A 23,464-nucleotide genomic window follows, 5' to 3' on the forward strand; every position below is an offset into this window, starting at 1 on the left:
AAACAACCTCAGCGCATTTGAGCTGAGGTTGTTTTTTAAAAAGAGGTGAATAATTTGCGTAAAATTCTACTATTTCTTTTATTGATTCCCATAATTGAAATTGCGGTTGTATTAATATCCGGAAAACTAATTGGTGCCATGTATACACTAGTCTTAATTATTGTCACAGGTATATTAGGGATCTATTTAGCTAAAACGCAAGGAGTGAAAGCTTTTAAGGATATTCAACAAGCGATACAAAATGGACAACCACCAGGTAATGCCATGATTAATGGTTTACTTATATTTATTGGTGGAATGTTTTTAGTCTTACCAGGTTTTGTATCTGATATTATTGGTCTTCTTTTGGTCTTTGGCCCCACAAGAAATCTCTTTAAACCAATTCTTTATTATTGGTTACGTAAAAAGATGAAAAACGGTCAAGTTATTTTGATACAAAAATAGGGTGATTTCTTAATTTTACAGCAAGTAATAATAAGAATGGACTAATTAAAATACCTGCGATGCCAAAGAGCAATAAACTAATAGCACTTATCATAAACGCGTGAACGGAACGGATATGTAAAGTTGACGCCCACATATACGATTCAGCGAATTGTCTTGAAAGCTGAATTACCGCATAGAGAATCAATAAATAGATGCAAAGCAATTGATTACCTGTTATAAAAAAATATATACTCATTGGAATTAGGAAAATACCGATTCCTAAAAAGGGAAGGCTATCTGCTACAGAGATGAGTAATGCTTTTCCAACGGGAAATGAAAAACCAAGTACCATTAAGCCTACAGATAAAAGGGCAAATGTCAGGAGTAATAAACGTAATTCTACTGACAGAAAATAACCGAATAATTGAGAAGCTTCTTCATACACACGTTGAATAGGTTTTCTAAAGCGAGCAGGTAAATAGATAAAAAACCATAGTCTATTCCTGCTTGTTTCATATAAAGAAAAATACAAGGCTACTAGATAAAAAGTGAAATTAATTAGATTCTGGAAGGTGGATTGCACAATATTTACGAGCGATTCCATAGCCATATCTACTAGGGAAACAAATTTCTCTTGTATATTAAGTAGTAGCATTGATTGCATATCAGAGAAAAACTCAACTTGGGTAATTATGCGTTTAATCTCTGGTAAAGTTTCGATTAAAACAGAAGTTAAAAATAGTATAGTTGCGATAAAAATGGATAATATAATAGCTTCAGTAGTTAATGCTGCTAGCCACCTAGGCAGTTTTAATGTTGAGTTTAAATACTTTAGTAATGGATATGCGAAATATGCCGTTAAAATCGCTAGAGATACAGGTAAAACTAACCAAGATAGCACTAATAGTAGAGCAATTAGTATGAACAATTGGATTCGATACATGGTAGTTTTTTTGATTTTTTCTTGTAACAAAACATCATCCTTTAAAAAATGTGATTTTTTCATCCTAGTTAATGTTAAATTTTTTCTACAAAATGCGATATTCCTGTCTAAATTTTGTTTTTTAAATGAAATATAGCCTTTTCATTCACAAAGCCGTCAAAATTTATTATAATAGCAATGTAAGCGATTTACTTATAGGTTCATATCGAAAAAACGTAGGTTGCATTTATGTAATTTTGTGAATGTTATCTAATACATTTGGAGAAGGAGCGATATATTATGACAGCAACACGCGGATTAGAAGGTGTCGTAGCAGCAGAGACTAAAATCAGTTCTATTATTGATGATACTCTTACATATGTTGGCTACAATATTGATGACTTAGCAGACAATGCATCTTTTGAAGAGGTAGTTTACTTACTATGGCACACACGTCTTCCTAAAGCAGACGAATTAGCTGAATTGAAACAACAATTAGCTGACAATATGGAAGTGCCACAAGCGGTATTAGATCACTTTAAAACTTATGACATCAAATCTGTTCACCCAATGGCTGCATTACGCACAGCAGTTTCTTTACTAGCTTTATATGATGAAGATGCTGAGGATATGTCTGACGAAGCAAACTATCGTAAAGCAATCAAATTGCAAGCTAGAATTTCTACTGTTGTAACTGCGTTCTCTCGTATTCGTGCAGGTTTAGAACCGGTAGCACCTAAAAAAGAGTTAAGCTACGCTGCAAACTTCCTTTATATGTTATCTGGTAAAGAACCAGAAGCAATCGCTGTTGAAGCATTCAACAAAGCATTAGTATTACATGCTGACCACGAATTAAATGCATCTACATTTACTGCTCGTGTATGTGTAGCTACATTATCTGATGTTTATTCAGGTGTTACAGCTGCAATTGGCGCACTTAAAGGTCCTTTACATGGCGGCGCTAACGAACAAGTAATGAAAATGCTTTCTGAAATCGGTTCAGTTGATAAAGTTGAAGATTATATCAACGATAAATTAGCTAACAAAGTTAAAATCATGGGCTTCGGACACCGCGTATACCGTAAAGGTGATCCACGTGCTCCACACTTAAAAGTTATGTCTGAAAAGTTAACTAAATTAACTGGTCAACCTGAATATTACGAAATGTCAGTGAAAATCCATGAAATGGTGACTGGACAAAAAAATCTACCACCAAACGTAGATTTCTATTCAGCATCTGTATACCACTCTTTAGGTATCGATCACGATTTATTCACTCCAATCTTCGCGGTTTCTCGCGTATCTGGATGGGTAGCTCACATTTTAGAACAATATGCTAACAATCGTTTAATTCGTCCACGTGCAGAGTATGTTGGACCAGGAATGCAAAAATATATACCTGTAAACGAAAGATAATTGGTATAATAAAAAAGTCAAGGGCGGCGCTAGGTTTTGGCACCTGCCCTTTGATTATGAATATTAGGAGGCAACAAGTTCATGTCTAACGGTAAAATCGTAGTTGAAAATGGCGTACTTAAAGTACCAAACAATCCAATCATTCCATTCATCGAAGGTGACGGAATCGGTCCAGATATTTGGGCAGCAGCATCACGCGTAATCGATGCAGCAGTAAAACAAGCTTACAATGGCGAAAAATCTATCGAGTGGAAAGAAGTACTTGCTGGACAAAAAGCATTCGACAAAACTGGCGAATGGTTACCACAAGCAACTCTTGACGCTATCAATGAATACTTAATCGCAATTAAAGGACCTCTTACTACACCAATCGGTGGCGGTATCCGTTCTCTAAACGTAGCATTACGTCAACAACTTGACCTTTATGTTTGTTTACGTCCTGTTCGTTACTTCGAAGGTGTTCCTTCTCCAGTTAAACGTCCTGAAGACACTGATATGGTTATTTTCCGTGAAAACACAGAAGATATCTATGCAGGTATTGAATATGCTGAAGGTTCAGATGAAGTTAAAAAACTTATCAACTTCCTTCAAACTGAAATGGGCGTTAACAAAATCCGCTTCCCAGAAACTTCAGGTATCGGAATTAAACCAGTATCTAAAGAAGGTACACAACGTTTAGTTCGCGCTGCTATTAACTATGCTATTAATGAAAAACGTGAATCTTTAACTTTAGTTCACAAAGGTAATATCATGAAGTTCACTGAAGGTGGATTCAAAACTTGGGGCTACGAATTAGCTGAAACTGAATTTGCTGACCAAACATTCACTTGGAACCAATATGATGCAATCAAAGAAGCTGAAGGCGCTGAAGCTGCTGATAAAGCACAAGCAGAAGCACTTGCTGCTGGTAAAATCTTAGTAAAAGATTCGATTGCTGATATCTTCTTACAACAAATCTTAACTCGTCCAAAAGAGTTTGATGTTGTAGCAACTATGAACTTAAACGGTGACTACATCTCTGACGCATTAGCTGCTCAAGTTGGTGGTATCGGTATCGCTCCAGGAGCTAACATTAACTATGTTAGTGGACATGCGATCTTCGAAGCTACTCACGGAACAGCACCGAAATATGCTGGACAAGATAAAGTAAACCCATCTTCAGTATTACTTTCTGGCGTTCTTATGCTTGAACACCTAGGCTGGAAAGAAGCTGCAGATTTAGTAACTGCATCAGTAGAAAAAACAATTGCTTCTAAAGTTGTAACTTATGACTTTGCTCGTCTAATGGACGGCGCTACAGAAGTAAAATGTTCTGCATTTGCTGACGAATTAATTAAAAACCTGTAATATTAGACTAGATGAATGAGGGGATTGGGGATTTTTTCCCCTTTTCCCTCTTTATATTTATTATCAAAGGAGTGTATTCAAATGACTTTGAAACGTAGTAAAATTTCTGTAATTGGTGGGGGCTTCACTGGCGCTACATCTGCTTTCTTAGCTGCACAGAAGGAACTTGGTGATGTTGTATTAGTAGACATTCCACAAGCTGAAAACCCAACAAAAGGTAAAGCTCTTGACATGTTCGAAGCTTCTCCAGTACAAGGTTTTGACGCACGTGTAAAGGGTACTTCTGATTATGCTGATACTGCTGATTCTGACGTAGTAATCATTACTGCTGGAGTTGCTCGTAAACCAGGAATGAGTCGCGATGATTTAGTTCTGATCAATCAAAGCGTTATGAAAGCAGTAACAAAAGAAATTGTAAAATACTCTCCAGAAGCAACAATCATCGTTTTAACAAACCCAGTTGATGCAATGACTTACACAGTTTACAAAGAATCTGGTTTCCCTAAAAACCGCGTTATCGGTCAATCAGGTGTTCTTGATTCAGCTCGTTTCCGTGCATTTATCGCGGAAGAGTTAAACATCTCAGTTAAAGATATAACTGGTGTTGTACTTGGTGGTCATGGTGACACTATGGTTCCACTTACTCGCTACTCATTCGCTGGTGGTATTCCACTAGAAAAACTAATTGCTCCTGAGCGTCTAGAAGAGATCGTTAATCGTACTCGTAACGGTGGTGCTGAAATCGTAAACCTTCTTGGTAACGGTTCTGCTTACTATGCTCCAGCTGCAGCATTAATTGAAATGGCTGAAGCAATAATTAAAGACCAACGTCGTGTATTACCATCAATCGCTTACTTAGAAGGCGAATATGGTTACAATGATATCTACCTTGGTGTACCAACTATTCTTGGTGCTAACGGTATCGAAAGAATTATTGAATTAGATTTAACAATTGAGGAAAAAGCGGCTTTAGATAACTCTGCAGAAGCAGTTAAAAACGTTATGAAAGTTCTTGCTTAATATACTTTTTTTAACGAGCAGGTTGTCACCTACTCGTTTTTTTTGTGTAAAAAAATTCAGATAATATGATATATGTATGCAATCATACTGTCTTTTTTTACTGATTATTGTTACTATTGAAATACCAAATTATTTAAGGGGGAATATTGTGTTACTTGGCAAGAAGAGAAAGTTAGGTAGAAAAATTCAAGAGTTGTCTGTTGGCGAATCATTACAGCTAACGGAGAAAATCGAAGATAAAGACTTACTATTATATCTCGGCTTAACCAATGACAGTAATCCTCTATACATACAACATGACTTTACCTCACAGACCAGTTTTCAAAAACCTGTAGTACCTACAATCATGTTGAATGGTGTGGTAACATCAGCTATTTCAAAATATATTCCGGGTCCTGGTTCTTATATTACTTCGCAACAATTTGAATATCCGCAACCGGTATATCATTATGATACGATTCATATTTTACTTGAAGTAACCGAAGTGAATATAGAGCTTAATGAAGTAACTGTGAATATTGAAGGACGCAATGATGAAGACCTGCTAGTGATGCAAGGTAAAGTGACAGTAAATCCGCCGAATCGTGAACAAGATGATTATGCAAATAAGAAAGAAGAAATATAGTAGCAAAGGTTTGAAATGGGGGTTTCAAATCAATTGCGGGGGAAAAAACATGACATATAAAATACTTGTAGTAGAAGATGAAATTTCAATTGCAACATTATTACAATACAATCTCCAACAGGCAGGATATGAAGTAGTAGTTGCAAACGATGGGAAAGAAGGCTTACACAAAGCGATTTTGGAAAAGCCAGATTTACTTTTATTAGACTTAATGTTACCTAAAATGGACGGCATGGAAGTCTGTAAAGAGCTACGCATTAAGAAAATCAATACACCAATTATTATGTTAACAGCAAAAGACGATGAGTTCGATAAAGTACTTGGTCTTGAGCTTGGAGCAGATGATTATATGACAAAGCCATTCAGCCCACGTGAAGTAATGGCTAGGGTTAAAGCGGTATTACGCCGTTCTAAAGTGACCGAAGTAGTGAAGGAAGAAGAGGAGCATGTTGAACAAACGTATTCATTTGGACAACTGCGAGTATTACCTGATCGTTTTGAAGCTTTCTTAGGAGAGGAAGTGTTAGAATTCACTCCAAAAGAATTCGAACTTCTTGTCTATTTATTAGAAAATAAAAATCGTGTGTTAACACGCGATCAGCTATTAAGTGCTGTATGGAATTATGATTTTGCAGGAGATACGCGGATTGTTGATGTACACATTAGTCACTTACGTGAACAAATTGAAGAAAATAGTCGTAAACCAAAATTCATTAAAACAATAAGAGGTTTAGGCTATAAATTTGAGGAGCCGAAGCTATGATGAAATCTCTTAAAGCTAGGTTACTCATTGCTTTTGGATTTCTGTATGGTACAGCGTTAGCTGGTCTTGGTTTTATACTAGGCCAGCTTTTTCCTGTATATGTAGAGGATTCTATACGCTCTAATTCCATTCGATCACATGAAAATATTTTACGTGCAATAGAAAAGCAAAGTATTGATTTAACTGTAGATCAAGAACAGGCTATAATAAATGCCCTACCGCTTGATTTTGGTGGAAATGAATTAGCAGATATAAGAATTCGTCTATGGATTATGCTTATTGTCACTTTGATAATAACCTTTATACTACTTATGGTTATTACTTCGCGCTTGATAAAGAATTTGGCTCAGCCTATAGATAATGTAACAAATACAGCGTTAGAGTTGGCAAAAGGAAATTATCGTGCAAGGGCATATGAAAATGTAGAATCACCAACGATACAACTAAGTAATGCGGTTAATGTTCTTGCTCGTAACTTGCAAGATATTATGATGATTCGCGAGATGGAGCAAGAACGTCTAAAAACGCTGATAGAAAATATGGGTAGTGCACTTATAATGATTGGTAAGGAAGGGCATGTTTCTATTGTTAATAAAGTGTTTTTGGAATTATTCGATGTGCCTCATGATAAAGTCTATAAACAGGTTTTCCGCGAATTAGGATTACCGAATGAATTAGAGCAATTTGTTGATCACGTCTTTATGACAGAAATAACATACCGTAAACAAATGCAAATAGAGATCCAACAAGAATTCCATCATATGGAAGTGTATGGAGCCCCGGTAATAGGAGAACACGGTCACTGGCTAGGGATTGTAATTATCATGCACGATATTTCGGAATTGAAAAAGCTAGAGCAAGTACGTAAGGATTTTGTAGCAAATGTATCGCATGAATTACGTACCCCTATTACATCGATAAAAGGCTTTTCTGAAACATTATTAGACGGTGCGTACAAAGAACAAGGTACATTATTATCCTTTTTAGAAATTATTAATAAAGAGAGTAATCGCCTTCAGATGCTTATTTTAGATTTGCTTGAGTTATCGAAAATTGAAAAGCATGGTTTTACTGTCAATATTGGTCTAACAAGTTTAAAGGATGTAATTGTAAGGGCGACTGAAATGACAGTGCCGCGTCTTGAGGAAAAAAACATATCTTTCGAAGCGGAAATTGAGCAGGATGTTGTAGTTGAAGGTGATGCAAACCGACTAATCCAGGTAGTGATGAATTTAATGACAAACGCGACTACTTACTCACCAGAGAATACGAAAATTAAAGTAAAATTATATGAACAAAACAAAAGTGGTGTCATTGAAATAATCGATGAAGGAATTGGAATTGAAAAACCTGAAATCCCAAGAATTTTTGAACGTTTCTACCGTGTCGACCGAGCACGTAGCCGTAATTCTGGTGGAACAGGTCTTGGTCTTGCAATTGTGAAGCATTTAATAGAGGCACACCACGGTAAAATTCAAGTGGAGAGTGAAGTTGGTAAAGGAACGACAATGCGTGTTATTTTGCCGGAAAAACAACCTAATTAACACAATGTTTACAATATATATATATACTCTTCATAATCCTTTGTTAATATAATATTCGAAGCCCCCTTCAACCAGTGTTTTGGAAGTGAGAATCTAGGTTTTCCTAGATTCTTTTTTTGGATTTAAAGAGCAGAATACAGTTATCATAAAATACGAACATTTTTTCGTATTTTCATCAGTCGTCATTTTCCTTTCTACTTACACGCGTGGTAAGATAGAAGGGAGAGACGGCTTTTTGACGTTTAGGAAAAAAGAAAATCCGTGCATAATAACATATAAAGAAAACAGCTCAAAATAGAGGAAAAGTAAGAGGAGAGTGTATTTATGACAAAAGAAAAGTTACTACTTTTAGATGGCAATAGCTTAGCATATCGAGCATTTTTTGCATTACCATTATTAACAAATGATAGCGGTATTCACACAAATGCCGTTTATGGCTTTACTACGATGTTACAGAAAATATTAGAAGAGGAGAAACCAACGAAAATGCTTGTTGCATTTGATGCTGGTAAAACGACGTTCCGTCATTCTACATACGGAGAATATAAAGGTGGACGTCAGAAAACACCACCTGAACTATCAGAGCAATTCCCGTATTTGCGAAAATTATTAGATGCATATCGTATTAAACAATATGAACTAGAAATGTACGAAGCAGATGATATTATCGGTACTTTAAGTAAAAAAGCTGAAGAACAAAAGCTACAAGTAATCGTGGTTAGCGGAGATAAAGACTTAACGCAGCTTGCTTCAGATAATACAACTGTCTATATTACGCGTAAAGGCATGACGGATATTGAAAAATATACACCGGATCATATTCAAGAAAAATATGGCTTAACGCCAGAGCAAATTATTGATATGAAAGGCCTAATGGGTGATGCATCAGATAATATACCTGGAGTACCTGGTGTCGGTGAAAAAACAGCCATCAAATTGTTAAAACAATATCCAACAATCGAAGAACTATATGAAAATGTAGAACAAGTGAGTGGTGCAAAGTTAAAAGAAAAACTTACGACCAATGAAGATCAAGCGAAAATGAGCAAACAGTTAGCGACGATTGATCGTCAATCGCCTATTACTATTACACTTGATGATTTAGTGTATGATGGTCCAAATGTAGATGAGTTGTTTTCTTTGTGGCAAGATTTATCTTTTAAATCTTTAATTGAAAAAAGTGAGTTTCAATCAGAAGCAACAACAACAAAGGAACTAACATTCTCTATATTAGAAGATGTATCAGCAGAGCAGTTACAAGATGCGATGGCTGTACATATTGAACTTGCTGATGAGCACTATCATACTTGTGACAGATTTGGTATTGCATTAGTGAATGACTTGCAAGCATTTTATATTCCTTACGACAAAGCAATGGCTTCAGTATCATTAAAAGAATGGTTAGAAGATGCTTCAAAGCAGAAGTATATGGTTGATTCAAAAGCCGCACAAGCTGCATTATTACGTGATGGTATTAAATTAGCAGGAGTGGAATTCGATATGCTCTTAGCGGCATATATTGTGAATCCCGCTATACCTTCTGATGATGTTGCAACGATTTCAAGAGAATTTGGTTATACTGATGTATTATCCAATGACAATGTATATGGTAAAGGTGCAAAGAAAGTCACTCCAGCCATAGAATTTGTGGCGGAGCATGCTTGTCGTAAAGCCAATGCAGTATTCATTTTGCAGCCGAAATTAGAACAGCTTCTTCGAGAAAATGAACAATTTGAGCTGTATAAACAGTTAGAGTTACCACTTGCAGCCATATTAAGTGAAATGGAAAGCGAAGGTATCACGGTTGATCGTGGACGACTTGTTGAAATGGGACATGATCTAACAACGAAACTAAAAGCAATTGAAGAAGATATTTATTCAATTGCTGGTCAAGCCTTCAACATAAATTCACCGAAACAACTTGGGGTTATTTTGTTCGAAAAATTGGGCTTACCTGTGATTAAGAAAACAAAGACAGGTTATTCAACAGCAGCGGATGTATTAGAAAAACTAGAGCCAGAGCACGAAATTATTCGTCATATTTTACAGTACCGTCAGCTTGGGAAATTACAGTCAACATATATAGAGGGATTATTGAAAGAAATCCACGAAGAAGATCAAAAAATTCATACAAGATTCCAGCAAGCGCTAACATCAACCGGTCGCTTAAGTTCAACAGATCCGAATTTGCAAAACATTCCTGTAAGACTTGAAGAGGGCCGTAAAATTCGCCAAGCATTTGTTCCATCAAATCCAGAATGGCTCCTTTTTGCAGCCGATTATTCGCAAATTGAGTTACGTGTATTAGCTCATATGTGTGGTGACGAAAACTTAATTAATGCATTCCAAAGTGGTTCGGATATTCATACAAATACAGCGATGAATGTATTCCATGTAGCAGAAGAGGACGTAACGTCGGATATGCGTCGTGCAGCAAAAGCAGTTAACTTTGGAATTGTTTATGGAATTAGCGATTACGGTTTATCTCAAAACTTAAATATTACACGTAAAGAAGCAGCAGATTTCATTGAACGTTATTTTGCTAGCTTCCCGGGTGTACAAGACTATATGAAAAATATAGTGGAAGAAGCGAAGCAACATGGCTATGTGACCACTATTTTAAATCGCCGTCGCTATTTGCCAGACCTGAAAAGCTCAAACTTCAATTTACGTAGTTTTGCGGAGCGTACTGCAATGAATACACCAATTCAAGGTAGTGCAGCCGATATTATAAAAAAAGCAATGATAGATATGGCAGCAGCATTAAAAGAACAAAATTTACAAACGAAAATGCTTCTTCAAGTGCACGATGAGTTAATTTTCGAAGCACCAAAAGAGGAAATTCCTATTCTCGAAAAATTAGTTCCAGAAGTGATGGGGAAAGCATTTGAACTAAATGTACCACTTAGAGCCGATTTTGCATTTGGTCCAACTTGGTATGATACAAAATAAAGGAGTGATCGCATGCCAGAATTACCAGAAGTAGAAGGTGTTGTGCGTTCATTACAACCGGTCGTTACGGGTAAAACGATTCATCATGTAACGATTTCAAAGGTTATTAAACAAGCGAAAGAGCAAGGTAAAGAGTGTATTATAAAAGCAGTTGATCCTGATTCTTTTCAACAAGCGATTGAAGGAATGACTATTAAAAGCATTGAACGCCGCTCAAAATATATTTTTTTTCACTTGGAGAAAGAAGGAAATCCATATTTGCTCGTCAACCATCTAGGTATGACGGGCGCATGGTTCCATGTATCGCAACTTAGTGATATTACAGAAGAGAAATTTCTAAAGCATGCGCATGTTTTAATTCAATTCGAGGATGACAATTGGCTTGTCTATTCGGATATTCGCCGTTTTGGTGAAATGCGCTTTTTACATGAGCTAGCAGATCATCCGCCACTACTTGAAATGGCTCCTGAACCTTTCTCAGATGAAGCGCTACCTCATTTTCTTGAGAAAGCAAATCTGACGAAGTATGCAAATAAGGCAGTTAAAGAAGTGATTATGGATGGACATGTGATTGCAGGTTGCGGGAATATATATGCAACAGAAGCGCTGTTTAAAATGAATATTCATCCTGCACGTAAATTGTCACGAATTAGTAAACAACGTAAAATTGAACTTTTTGAGACAATTGTTCATATTTTGCAAGAAAGTATTGATGTTGGCGGTTCGACCATTTCGGATTACCGAAATATTAATGGTGAAGCGGGTAGTATGCAACATCGATTGAAAATGTATGGGAAAAAGACTTGTCCGTCTTGTCATGGAGATACTAAACAAAAGATAATTGGTGGCAGAAACTCAGTTTATTGCCCAAATTGCCAACATTAAAGGTGTGATATAGATGATTATTGGATTAACTGGAAGTATTGCGAGTGGTAAAAGTACAGTAGCAGAAATGCTAAAAGAGTTAAATTTGCCTATTATAGATGCTGATTTAGTAGCGCGTGTAGTAGTAGAACCTGGAACAGAACCGCTAAAACAAATTGTGGAAGCATTTGGCGAAGATGTATTGCTAGATGACGGGGCGCTTAATCGCCCTAAACTAGGAGATATTATCTTCCATAATCCTACAGCACGTAGAACGTTAAATGATATTATTCATCCGGCTATTCGTAGTGAGATGCTTCGTCAACGTGATGAACTATTAAAAAATGGTGCAAGCAATGTTGTCATGGATATCCCATTATTATTTGAAAGTCGCCTTCAACATTTTGTTGAGAAGATATTAGTTGTATCTGTCACAGAAGAAACACAATTAAAACGCTTAATGGAACGAAATAATTTATCTGAAAAAGATGCTAAGGCGAGAATTAGTTCTCAACTACCGTTATCAGAAAAGGAAAAAGGCGCTGATGCGGTAATATATAATAATAAATCGCTCGAATCAACGAAAGAACAATTGCATAAAATATTATGTAAGTGGAATGTAATCAATTAAGGTATTTTTGAAAAATCTGAATTGACTAACTTTTAAATGTTCATCATAATAGGTTTTACTTCCCTTAAAATGTGTTATACTAATTTTCGAATTAATAAAATAAGTATAACGCAATTACAGGAGGATATTATTCATGACAGTTTCTATTGCTATTAACGGATTTGGCCGTATTGGCCGCATGGTGTTCCGTCAAGCGATACTTCAAGATGATTTAAATATTGTTGCAATTAATGCTAGTTACCCGGCTGAAACGTTAGCACATTTGATTAAGTATGACACAAATCACGGAAGATTTGATGGCGATGTTCAATTTGAAGAAAAAGCGCTAATCATAAATGGTAAACGTGTTGAACTTATTAGTGAACGTGATCCTTTGAACTTACCTTGGAAAGAAATGAATGTTGATATCGTTATCGAAGCAACGGGTAAATTCAATGCTCGTGAAAAAGCAGCATTGCATCTAGAAGCAGGAGCTAAAAAAGTTATTTTAACAGCACCTGGGAAAAATGAAGATGTAACAATTGTAATGGGTGTTAATGACGAAAAATTAGACCTTACAAAACATGATGTAATATCAAACGCAAGTTGTACTACAAACTGTCTTGCGCCAGTTGCAAAAGTATTAAATGATACTTTTGGCATCGACAATGGTTTAATGACAACTGTGCATTCATATACAAATGATCAAAAAAATATTGATAACCCACATAAAGACTTACGTCGCGCTCGTGCTTGTGCGGCTTCAATTATCCCTACTTCTACAGGAGCTGCCAAAGCTCTAACTCTAGTATTACCAGAACTAGAAGGCAAGTTACATGGTATGGCGCTTCGTGTTCCAACACCAAATGTTTCATTAGTAGATTTAGTAGTAGATTTAAACAAAGATGTTACGGTTGAAGAAGTGAATGAAGCGTTCAAAGCAGCATCAGCTGGTCCACTAAAAGGAATCTTAGACTTCACAATGGAACCATTGGTATCCGTAGATTTTAATACGAACCCAGCATCAGCTACAATCGATGGCCTAACTACAATGGTAATCGGTAGTCGTAAAGTGAAAGTGCTTGCTTGGTACGATAACGAGTGGGGTTATTCAACACGCGTCGTAGATTTAACGAAAAAAGTTGCAGCTGCTCTTAAGGCTTCTGTAAACGCTTAATTTTAATATAATATGACCCTTTCTAGTAGTGTACTAGAAAGGGTTTTTTAGTTTAAGAGTAGAAAAAACATCATATAACTGTGAACATATGTCTGTTTTTTCTGTTAGTATCGACCTTATATTGGCTAAAAACAGTATCTTTATCATACATCTGAGAATTTCCACTGCATTTTTTCGATTTTTTAAGGCATTATTTGATATAATAGATAAACTAAAATGTTTTGCAATCAGGAGAGAAAAAATATGAAATGTCCAGCATGTCAGTTTAATGGAACAAAGGTTATTGATTCAAGACCAGTAGATGACAATAAAGCAATCCGTAGACGCCGAGAATGTGAATCATGTGCATATCGTTTTACTACGTTTGAAAAAGTAGAAGAAATGCCGTTAATCGTCGTGAAAAAAGACGGCTCACGTGAGGAATTTAGCCGTGAAAAAGTTTTAAGAGGTCTTATCAGAGCTTGTGAAAAGCGACCAGTAGCCCTTAATCAATTAGAGGAATTAGTATTTGCTATAGAACAAGATCTACGTCGAATCGGTAACTCAGAAGTGAAAACAGAAGATGTCGGGGAAATGATTATGGATCGACTTGCGAAAATTGACGAAGTTTCTTATGTAAGATTTGCTTCTGTATATCGTCAATTTAAAGATATTAATGTCTTTATTGATGAATTAAAAGAATTAATAGAAAGACAATCCGATGACAAATAAATGCGATATGGAGGACGGTGATCGTGGTGCATTTATATAAAGAACTACAGCCCGTTGATCGATTGTCCATTCGAATGCCATTTCCCGTGTCTAGCTACGATCGTCAACTTATTACTCTGTTATATCAGCCGTTAATAGGTGCTGAGCCCATTAGTTTATACTTTATGCTTTGGGCTGAAGGGGAAAGTACGACTGAAGCTGAATTATCACATTACCATTTGATGAACTCACTTGATATGCCGATTGCAAAGATTTTCGAGTCGCGTATCGCATTAGAAGCTATTGGTTTATTGCGCACTTGGCGTAAAGATTCTGAGGATGTACGCTCATTTATGTATGATGTGATGCCTCCTTTAGAAGCATCGGCTTTTTTTAATGATCCCTTATTATCCATGTTTTTATTTAGCAAAATTGGTGAACAAGCCTATAGACAATTGCGCCAACGTTTCGTTCAGAAGGGTCCATCAAATGATGGCTATCAGGAAGTGTCACGAACATTTACAGATGTTTATCGTCCTGTGCAGCATCATTTACCATCCTTTGAGAATGAGCAGACAGTTAAGGAAAAAGAGAAACCTAAAGAACTACCATTTAACTATGAGGACTTCGATTTTTCATTACTTAGAGCTGGATTGTCAGAACAACTTGTACCATCTTCAGCACTTACTGCTGAAGCGAATGCAACAATTGCAAAGTTAGCTTTTTTATATCATTTAACACCATTAGATATGCAAAAAGTTGTTATGCTCGCTCTAGATGATCATATGACGTTATCAGAGACAAGATTAAAGAAATCGGCAGCTGATTATTACAAATTGACTGTTTCAACAGAACCTCCTGCAATGCAACAGGCTTTCAAATCGGCTGTTAATGAAACAGAGAAAAAGAATACAAAAGAGCAAGCTTTGCAGACTAAGGAAGAGTTATTGATTCATTACCTAGAAACAACCGCTCCAATTGATGTCTTGCGCGATATTGCAGATGGGAAAGAACCAATTCCAGCTGACATTCAGCTTGCTCAAAATCTTGTCCTGCAATATCAAATGCCAATTGGTGTTGTAAATGCCTTACTTCAGTATGTTCTTTTACGTACAGACATGAAGCTAACTAAAAACTATGTCGAAAAGATTGCCTCACATTGGATTCGAAAAGGTGTGAAAACGACGAAAGAAGCAATGGATTTAGCGCGTAAAGAGCATAAGCAGTATATGGAATGGAAAACAGCTGAGCAAAAACCTGCAACGAAAAAACGCTACAGCGGTGGGCGAGAAGAAAAAGTACCTGACTGGTTTAAGAAAAATAAAGAAAAGAAACCTCAAAAAGAAGATGCTGTAACAGAAACTTCAAAAGAAGTAGTTAAGAGTGAGACTGATTTTGAAGAGGAAAGACGTAAAATTCTAGAAAAACTAGGAATAGAAGAAGGGCAGGTGGATTCACATGGAACCGATTAATAATCAACTTAGAAAAGTGATGGATTCACAAACTTTTCAAGAACGATACGAGCAAATGAAGCGAGAAATTCTTGAAAATAAAGGTGTCCAGCAATTTCTAGCTGACAATGATCAAGAAGTAAATAAAGATATGGTAGACCGTGGTCTCGTTAAACTATATGAATATACAGGTCAACAACATGATTGTGATGCATGCCCATCCGTTGTGAAATGTCAAAATGCATTAAAGGGATTTATCCCGAAATTGTCTATTATCCGTGAATCAATAGAAGTCGAGTATACACCGTGCCAACAAAAACGCATGGATGATGAGCGTCGTAAAGCGGCCTCTATGATTTCGAGTATGCATATGCCAAAAGACGTATTAAGAGCGACAATCAAAGATTTAATGATCGATGACCATTCACGTGTAAATATCGCCAATAGAGCAGCAGATTTCGTTCGTGAATTTAAAGAAACGGGTGAACTTCCTCAAAAAGGCTTTTATTTATACGGTGAATTTGGCGTCGGTAAATCTTTTGTATTAGGGGCTATTGCCAATGAATTGGCGACCTTACAAATCAAATCTGTTGTAGTATTTGTTCCTGAATTTTTACGTGAAATGAAAGGTTCAATCCAAGATCAATCTTTACAAGAGAAAATCGATTTTGTGAAAAAGGCACCTGTTTTAATGCTAGATGATTTAGGAGCAGAAACGTTGTCGAGTTGGACACGTGACGAAATTTTAGGAACGATTTTTCATTATCGAATGGCGGAGCAATTGCCGACATTTATCACATCGAATCTTGGTTATGATGAATTAGAAGACCATTTAGCTTATAACCAAAAAGGTGATCGTGATATGTTAAAAGCTTCACGAATTATGGAGCGTATTAAAGCTGTGACGACGCCAATTCGAATGAGTGGGCAAAACCGAAGAGATCAGAAATAGTTACATCTTTTTGAAGGACTTTTTTTCCTACTTGATTTTAAACTTAATCGAGCGTATACTTTCAGTCATAATATAAAAAATGCTTTGAAAAGGACAACAATTTTTTGTACGACTTTTAGAGAGAGAAGCCTAGGCTGGAAGCTTCTTAGTACGGCAAATCATTTACCCCCTTGGAGCAGCGACAGTGAATGTACTAGTAATTGTCGACGGTAACGGCCCGTTAGCCGATCGAGAGCTTCGTCTATACCTGCATTCTTTTAAGTGCGGGCAGTAGAAGGAAGAAGGGTGGAACCACGAGAATACAGCCTCGTCCCTTTTGGGATGGGGCTTTTTTGCGTTTTTATCTAAATGCTGAAGCGGCCCGTTCAGACTCGACAAGCACTGGAACTTTCGAAACAAAAGCGTTTTTTAGCTTTTGCTGTGTATTAAGGAAGGTAACCTAAATTCACGACATCGTGTCGCAACGGTTGCATGACCAACATCCTGTTGGCACAAGTGACCTAGAGAGTCTTGCCGCTGAAGCTAGATATTTAACTAAATGCTGAAGTGGCCCGTTTCAAGGAACACAGTCTTAAAGCGCCACGTCCTGTGGCAACGACTGTATGACCCGCATCGTGCGGGCTTAAACCTCTCGTAAGGCTAAAATAAATAAAATTAAAAGGAGATCACAAAATGGCAGACATGATTAATTTAAAATTCCCAGATGGCGCAGTAAAGGAATTTGCAAAAGGTACAACAACTGAAGAAATTGCACAATCAATTAGCCCAGGACTTCGTAAAAAAGCAATCGTTGGTAAATTCAACGGACAATTAGTAGATTTAACAACACCTCTAGAAGAAGACGGTGACATTGCAATCGTAACACCTTCAGATGCTGAAGCATTAGAAGTAATGCGTCACTCTACAGCTCACCTTTTAGCGCAAGCTGTTAAGCGTATGTTCCCAGGTGTAAAACTTGGAGTAGGTCCAGTAATTGAAGGTGGTTTCTACTACGATATCGACTCACCAGAACCAATCACTGCTGATGATCTTCCGAAAATCGAAAAAGAAATGAAAAAAATCATTTCTGAAAACATCGTCATCACTCGTCAAGACATTTCACGTGCTGAAGCAATCGAGCGCTTCACTGCAATTGATGATGAATATAAATTAGAACTTATCGAAGCTATTCCTGCAGATGAGCAAGTGTCAATCTATGAACAAGGCGATTTCTTCGACCTTTGCCGAGGTGTACACGTTCCATCTACAGGTAAAATTAAAGAATTTAAATTGTTATCAATCGCCGGTGCATACTGGAGAGGTAACTCAGATAACAAAATGCTACAACGTATTTACGGAACAGCCTTCTTTACAAAAGACGATTTAAAAGCGCATCTTCAAATGTTAGAAGAAGCAAAAGAACGTGATCACCGTAAAATTGGTAAAGAACTTGAATTATTCACTTCATCTCAGAAAGTAGGTCAAGGCTTACCATTATGGTTACCAAACGGTGCAACAATCCGTCGTACAATTGAACGTTATATCGTAGACAAAGAATTATCTCTTGGTTACAAACATGTATACACTCCGGTATTAGGTTCTAAAGAACTTTATGAAACTTCAGGTCACTGGGCACACTATCAAGATGATATGTTCCCGCCAATGGAAGTGGATAACGAAACATTTGTATTACGCCCAATGAACTGTCCACACCATATGATGGTTTATAAATCGTCAATGCACTCATATCGAAACCTTCCATTACGTATTGCTGAACTTGGTACAATGCACCGTTATGAAATGTCAGGTGCTGTATCAGGACTTCAACGTGTACGTGGTATGACTCTAAATGATGCGCATATTTTCGTTCGTCCAGATCAAATTAAAGAAGAATTTAAACGCGTCGTAGAATTAGTGCTAGGTGTTTATAAAGACTTTGACTTAAATGATTACTCATTCCGTCTGTCTTACCGTGACCCAGCAGATACTGAAAAATACTTTGATGACGATGCAATGTGGGAAAAAGCACAAGGCATGTTAAAAGAAGCAATGGATGAGCTAGGCTTAGACTACTTCGAGGCTGAAGGCGAAGCGGCATTCTATGGTCCAAAACTTGATGTACAAGTAAAAACTGCAATCGGTAAAGAAGAGACTTTATCAACAGTTCAACTTGACTTCTTATTACCAGAACGCTTCGATTTGAGCTATGTTGGAGAAGATGGTAAACCACATCGTCCAGTTGTTATCCATCGTGGTGTTGTATCAACAATGGAACGTTTTGTAGCTTTCTTAATCGAAGAATACAAAGGTGCATTCCCAACTTGGTTAGCGCCAGTACAAGTAGAAATCATCCCTGTATCAAACGAAGTTCACTTTGACTATGCAAAACAAGTAGAAGAAAAACTTCAAACAGCAGGCTTCCGTGTTGAAATGGATGATCGTGAAGAAAAACTTGGCTACAAAATCCGTGAAGCACAAATGAAGAAAATTCCTTACATGCTTGTATTAGGTGATAAAGAATTAGAAGCAGGTAGTGTAAACGTACGTCGCTATGGCTCTCAAGACTCTGAAAGTATTGCGATTGAAGATTTCTTAGCGAATTTAAAAGCTGACGTTTCTTTTGAATAAGTAATATCTAATATTAAAAAGGTGGCTGGGACATTTATGTCCAGTCACCTTTTTGTATAATATGTGTATGTAATGCGATTTCACTGCCACATGGATGTCGTTTCAACCTAGGTTGCGATGGATGAAGACATCAAAACATTAGCGAAAAATACAATGTAGATTGTAATTTCCCGGTTAAAGAACAGGTTTTAGTGAATAGTTAATATAAGTTAATTTAAAGTATTTACGCTTATTTAAGCGTAAATACTTTTTCTTTTGAAAAACGTCGATTAAAATCATTGACATTAGCGAATAGACATGATAAATTTAGAAAGGTTAATGAATACAAAGTTTGTGGTTGAAGAAGAGGCTGCCCGCTTCTCACCTGTTTGACTCATCAGATGATGTTTACAGGTTACATGATAGAACGGATCACGCATTTAGGCGTGTACATATATCGGCGGGCGGACATTTCGACTATGTCCGCTCGTTTTTTTGTGGACATCGAAATATTCGTACCGGTCATCGGGCAACTAGCCCAAACCATGTATTCGCGACACTATTTGGAGGTGGATTGTTATTAGCAAAGACATGTATGTAAACGAAGGTATTCGCGCACGTGAACTTCGTGTTATCGATCATAACGGTGATCAGCTAGGAGTTAAGACACGTAACGAAGCTTTGGAGATTGCCGAACGCGCCAATCTGGATCTTGTCCTTGTGGCTCCTCAGGCCAAACCGCCAGTCGCTCGTATTATGGACCATGGTAAATTTAAATTCGAGCAACAAAAGAAAGATCGTGAAGTGCGTAAGAATCAAAAAGTTATCGTGATGAAAGAGGTTCGTTTGAGCCCATCTATTGATGAACACGATTTCCAAACGAAACTACGTAACGGGATCAAGTTCCTTGAAAAAGGAGACAAAGTTAAAGCATCTATTCGCTTTAAAGGTCGTGCAATTACGCACAAAGAAATTGGCCAACGTGTATTAGACCGCTTTGCTGCGGCTTGTGCTGAAGTATCTACGATTGAATCAAAACCGAAGATGGAAGGCCGTAGCATGTTCTTAGTTTTACAACCAAAGAACGAAAAAGAGTAATTTTATAGTTACACGAACAGTTTAGGAGGAATTCGACATGCCAAAAATGAAAACTCACCGTGGTGCTGCGAAACGTTTTAAAAGAACGGGTACTGGTAAATTAAAACGTGACCGCGCATTTGGTAGCCACTTATTCGCAAACAAATCAACTAAAGCGAAACGTCACCTACGTAAAGGTCAATTAGTTTCTTCAGGAGACTACAAACGTATCAAGTCTCTACTTGCTTACATGAAATAATTCGATTCGAAAACATACAAATTCATAATATATGAATAGCAGGAGGTAATCACTATGCCACGCGTAAAAGGCGGTACAGTAACGCGCAAGCGTCGTAAAAAAGTTTTAAAATTAGCTAAAGGGTACTACGGTTCTAAACATACTCTTTATAAAGTAGCTAACCAAGCAGTAATGAAGTCAGGTCAATATGCATATCGTGACCGTCGTCAAAAGAAACGTGATTTCCGTAAATTATGGATCACACGTATCAATGCAGCAGCTCGTGTAAACGGTCTTTCATACAGCCGTTTAATGCACGGTTTAAAACTTGCTGAAATCGAAGTTAACCGTAAAATGTTAGCTGATTTAGCAGTAACTGATGCACAAGCATTCGCTCAATTAGCAGATGCTGCTAAACAAGCAATCGCAAAATAATTCATGCTTTCTAGCGTGATTTATCAAAACTCATGAATCTATGATTCATGAGTTTTTTTATTAGAGAAATAATACATGAGTATAGCATGTGCAACTATTTGTATTTTTTACGAATAAAAAAGAGATAATCTTTAATCACTTTTTGATTAATGAGATTATCTCTTTTTATTTTTTGTCGGGAAATAAGAGCGCAGCCAATTCATCTTTTGAGTGTAGAAAATCATCTAATGTATATTCATCAAGAACTGCAATATACGCATGTAATGCCTTATTCAAAGCACCCTTTAGACTGCAGACAGGTGAAATAATACAGCCCACCGATTCTGGATTAAAGCAATCTACAAGGTAGAAGTCCTCCTCGGTTTGTCGGACTAATTTTCCGATGACTATATCTTTTGGTTTTAAAGCTAACCTAATACCGCCACCTCTACCTCGAACAGTTTCAATGTAACCTAATTTTCCGAGTTCGTGCGTAACCTTCATCAAATGGTTTTTAGAAATACCATAAGCATCTGAAATTTCTTTAATTGTAGAGAGATCTTCAATATTTCTCGCGCCAAGATACAATAAGACACGTAGAGAATAATCCGTATACAAAGTTAAACGCATTTGATTCACCACCATTTCTTTTTACATTATAACATGGCATTGATTTGTGTCTAAAAATTTAAAAGATGTATTTTAAATGTGTCTTTTATGTTAAAGATGTATTTTATATATTGCTTTAAAATGAAAATAGGCGTAAATTATAGACAGTTAAGAAAAGGAGTGTTTTATATGTTATCTAAATCAACTATGGAAATTGTAAAATCAACAGCACCAGTATTGGAAGTCCATGGTAAGGCCATTACAACGGTGTTTTACCGTAATCTATTTGAAGCACATCCTGAACTATTGAATATATTTAATCACGCAAATCAAGCCAAAGGGCGTCAACAAACTGCTTTAGCAAACACTGTTTATGCAGCAGCAGTGCATATTGAAAATTTAGAAGCCATTTTACCTGTTGTAAAACAAATTGCTCATAAACACCGTAGTTTAGGCATAAAAGCTGAGCATTACCCAATTGTCGGAGAGTTTTTATTAAAAGCTATTAAAGAAGTTCTTGGTGATGCGGCAACAGATGAAATTATCCAAGCATGGGGCGAAGCATACGGCGTAATTGCTGATGCATTTATCCAAACAGAAGAAGCAATGTATAAAGAAGCAGAAGCTCAAGAAGGTGGCTGGCGCTACTTTAAAGAATTCGTGGTAGCGAAAAAAGTACAGGAAAACGAGAAAATCGTTTCAATTTACTTAAAGCCAGCTGATGGTAAAAAGCTACCTGCATACAAAGCAGGTCAATATATAACAGTACAAATTGAAATTCCAGGAGAAAAATACTTGCACAACCGACAATATAGCTTATCACAAGCACCTGGTGAAGATGCATACCGAATTTCAGTTAAACGTGAAGATGAAGGACATCCAAATGGAGTCGTATCAGTTTATTTACATGAACAGCTAAAAGAGGGAGATACATTACAAGTAAGTGCCCCAGCTGGTGATTTCCAATTAGACGAGACTTCAACAGCACCAGTTGCATTCATCAGTGGTGGTGTAGGTATTACACCAATGATGAGTATGTTTGAAACTATGGGGGCGACAGATGCTGAGCGTAAAATAGCATTTATCCACTGTGCTCGCTCTGGAAATTTACATGCCTTCGATCAAGCAATTGAAGAGCTAACAGCAAAAATGCCAAATGCAAGTTATTTGAAATTAAATTCTGATGAACCTAATGGTATTATCAATCGTGAATTTATACAACAACATGTGGCTGAAGGTAGTAACGTTTATGTATGTGGTCCAGTTAACTTTATGGAAGCAGTCATCAATGATTTATATGCATTAGGCTTCACAGAATCACAAGTACATTATGAATTTTTTGGGCCAGCAATGCAATTAGAATTAAAAGCATAGAACGACAAACGCCATTAGTAGTGTAAAAACTACTAGTGGCGTTTTTTTTTGTGGAAAAACAATAAAATATTAAAAAAGTCATATGAATTATACTTTTCGAAAAAACACTTGTGACTTATAGGTTTACATTTTTTTTTAGAATAATATATCTGAATATATTGAACGATGAACATTGATACTCTTCAACTGTATTTTTTAACTCTTGAAAAGAAACTTCCTCATATCTGCATATAATGACGTCTATTAGTCATTGGTGGAGGAATTATTGGTAGTGTCATCACATATTATGTTTCTAAACAGGGCTTTCTGTCATTATTGTAGAAAAATATGAGCTAGTAAGTGATACAGCATCGAGATGTGATGGAAATATATTAGCTAATGTCCCAGTGGGGGGGAGATTGGAAAGA

21 protein-coding genes and 1 other annotated feature are annotated in these 23,464 nt (G+C 36.7%); of the genes, 19 read left to right on the forward strand and 2 right to left on the reverse strand.

All coding sequences use genetic code 11. The annotated features are described in order from the left end of the window. Positions 1 to 54: 54 nt before the first annotated feature. Positions 55 to 444, forward strand: coding sequence for an FxsA family protein (locus tag AC3IS5_RS04765; RefSeq protein ID WP_489426779.1), 390 nt, complete (start codon positions 55 to 57; stop codon positions 442 to 444). Here the strand turns inward: AC3IS5_RS04765 and AC3IS5_RS04770 are convergent. After that, complete coding sequence (locus AC3IS5_RS04770; protein WP_489426780.1) at positions 425 to 1,399, reverse strand: AI-2E family transporter; 975 nt, start codon at positions 1,397 to 1,399, stop codon at positions 425 to 427. The two genes, AC3IS5_RS04765 and AC3IS5_RS04770, sit on opposite strands and share 20 nt — an antisense overlap. 249 nt (positions 1,400 to 1,648) lie before the next feature. Here AC3IS5_RS04770 and citZ point away from each other — a divergent pair, with 249 nt between their 5' ends. The 17 genes from citZ to rplT all read left to right on the forward strand — a co-directional run bounded on the left by citZ (position 1,649) and on the right by rplT (position 21,095). Next, entirely contained in the window at positions 1,649 to 2,764 is a 1,116-nt protein-coding gene (citZ, locus tag AC3IS5_RS04775) for a citrate synthase (protein WP_489426781.1), read from the forward strand. 81 nt (positions 2,765 to 2,845) lie between these two features. Further along, entirely contained in the window at positions 2,846 to 4,111 is a 1,266-nt protein-coding gene (gene icd / locus AC3IS5_RS04780; protein ID WP_489426782.1) for an NADP-dependent isocitrate dehydrogenase, read from the forward strand. A gap of 81 nt (positions 4,112 to 4,192) precedes the next feature. Continuing rightward, positions 4,193 to 5,131 carry a malate dehydrogenase gene (mdh, locus tag AC3IS5_RS04785; protein ID WP_489426783.1) on the forward strand — a complete coding sequence of 313 codons (939 nt, stop codon included), beginning with the start codon at positions 4,193 to 4,195 and terminating at the stop codon, positions 5,129 to 5,131. Between the two features lie 148 nt (positions 5,132 to 5,279). Further along, a complete protein-coding gene (locus tag AC3IS5_RS04790) occupies positions 5,280 to 5,756 on the forward strand; it encodes a MaoC/PaaZ C-terminal domain-containing protein (RefSeq protein WP_489426784.1) in 477 nt (158 codons plus the stop codon). A 49-nt stretch (positions 5,757 to 5,805) separates the two neighbouring features. Beyond that, the gene (locus tag AC3IS5_RS04795; RefSeq protein WP_489426785.1) at positions 5,806 to 6,519 is read left to right on the forward strand and encodes a response regulator; all 714 of its coding nucleotides are present in this window, start codon (positions 5,806 to 5,808) and stop codon (positions 6,517 to 6,519) included. Further along, on the forward strand, positions 6,519 to 8,063 hold the full coding sequence (gene pnpS / locus AC3IS5_RS04800; protein ID WP_489427817.1) for a two-component system histidine kinase PnpS: 1,545 nt from the start codon (positions 6,519 to 6,521) through the stop codon (positions 8,061 to 8,063). Before AC3IS5_RS04795 ends, pnpS begins: the two co-directional genes overlap by 1 nt. Before the next feature lie 324 nt (positions 8,064 to 8,387). Further along, positions 8,388 to 11,015 (forward strand): DNA polymerase I, encoded by a 2,628-nt coding sequence (gene polA, locus AC3IS5_RS04805; protein ID WP_489426786.1) that lies wholly within the window; start codon positions 8,388 to 8,390, stop codon positions 11,013 to 11,015. A 12-nt stretch (positions 11,016 to 11,027) separates the two neighbouring features. Further along, complete coding sequence (gene mutM, locus AC3IS5_RS04810) at positions 11,028 to 11,900, forward strand: bifunctional DNA-formamidopyrimidine glycosylase/DNA-(apurinic or apyrimidinic site) lyase (protein ID WP_489426787.1); 873 nt, start codon at positions 11,028 to 11,030, stop codon at positions 11,898 to 11,900. Between the two features lie 13 nt (positions 11,901 to 11,913). Beyond that, positions 11,914 to 12,510, forward strand: a complete 597-nt coding sequence (coaE, locus tag AC3IS5_RS04815; protein WP_489426788.1) for a dephospho-CoA kinase — start codon at positions 11,914 to 11,916, stop codon at positions 12,508 to 12,510. A gap of 133 nt (positions 12,511 to 12,643) precedes the next feature. Then, positions 12,644 to 13,666, forward strand: a complete 1,023-nt coding sequence (locus AC3IS5_RS04820) for a glyceraldehyde-3-phosphate dehydrogenase (RefSeq protein ID WP_489426789.1) — start codon at positions 12,644 to 12,646, stop codon at positions 13,664 to 13,666. Between the two features lie 243 nt (positions 13,667 to 13,909). Then, positions 13,910 to 14,377, forward strand: a complete 468-nt coding sequence (gene nrdR, locus AC3IS5_RS04825) for a transcriptional regulator NrdR (RefSeq protein ID WP_053416602.1) — start codon at positions 13,910 to 13,912, stop codon at positions 14,375 to 14,377. 23 nt (positions 14,378 to 14,400) lie between these two features. Continuing rightward, complete coding sequence (locus tag AC3IS5_RS04830; RefSeq protein WP_489426790.1) at positions 14,401 to 15,828, forward strand: replication initiation and membrane attachment family protein; 1,428 nt, start codon at positions 14,401 to 14,403, stop codon at positions 15,826 to 15,828. After that, positions 15,815 to 16,759 (forward strand): primosomal protein DnaI, encoded by a 945-nt coding sequence (gene dnaI / locus AC3IS5_RS04835; RefSeq protein WP_053416601.1) that lies wholly within the window; start codon positions 15,815 to 15,817, stop codon positions 16,757 to 16,759. The genes AC3IS5_RS04830 and dnaI overlap by 14 nt, the downstream gene beginning before the upstream one ends. A 75-nt stretch (positions 16,760 to 16,834) precedes the next feature. Further along, positions 16,835 to 17,077: a binding site (T-box leader), on the forward strand. Positions 17,078 to 17,431: 354 nt separating this feature from the next. Continuing rightward, positions 17,432 to 19,366, forward strand: coding sequence for a threonine--tRNA ligase (gene thrS / locus AC3IS5_RS04840; RefSeq protein ID WP_489426791.1), 1,935 nt, complete (start codon positions 17,432 to 17,434; stop codon positions 19,364 to 19,366). Between the two features lie 570 nt (positions 19,367 to 19,936). Next, positions 19,937 to 20,443, forward strand: coding sequence for a translation initiation factor IF-3 (gene infC, locus AC3IS5_RS04845; protein WP_489426792.1), 507 nt, complete (start codon positions 19,937 to 19,939; stop codon positions 20,441 to 20,443). A gap of 37 nt (positions 20,444 to 20,480) precedes the next feature. Next, positions 20,481 to 20,681: a 50S ribosomal protein L35 gene (gene rpmI / locus AC3IS5_RS04850; RefSeq protein ID WP_038187730.1), complete on the forward strand. Its 201-nt coding sequence runs from the start codon at positions 20,481 to 20,483 to the stop codon at positions 20,679 to 20,681. A gap of 54 nt (positions 20,682 to 20,735) precedes the next feature. Next, on the forward strand, positions 20,736 to 21,095 hold the full coding sequence (gene rplT, locus AC3IS5_RS04855) for a 50S ribosomal protein L20 (protein WP_038187728.1): 360 nt from the start codon (positions 20,736 to 20,738) through the stop codon (positions 21,093 to 21,095). A 165-nt stretch (positions 21,096 to 21,260) separates the two neighbouring features. Here rplT and AC3IS5_RS04860 read toward each other — a convergent pair whose 3' ends face one another. Beyond that, positions 21,261 to 21,704: an RrF2 family transcriptional regulator gene (locus AC3IS5_RS04860; protein WP_489426793.1), complete on the reverse strand. Its 444-nt coding sequence runs from the start codon at positions 21,702 to 21,704 to the stop codon at positions 21,261 to 21,263. A gap of 168 nt (positions 21,705 to 21,872) precedes the next feature. Here AC3IS5_RS04860 and hmpA point away from each other — a divergent pair, with 168 nt between their 5' ends. Further along, positions 21,873 to 23,057, forward strand: coding sequence for an NO-inducible flavohemoprotein (gene hmpA, locus AC3IS5_RS04865; protein WP_489426794.1), 1,185 nt, complete (start codon positions 21,873 to 21,875; stop codon positions 23,055 to 23,057). Positions 23,058 to 23,464: the final 407 nt, after the last annotated feature.

It is taken from the genome of Viridibacillus sp. KH_047, from assembly GCF_057838945.1.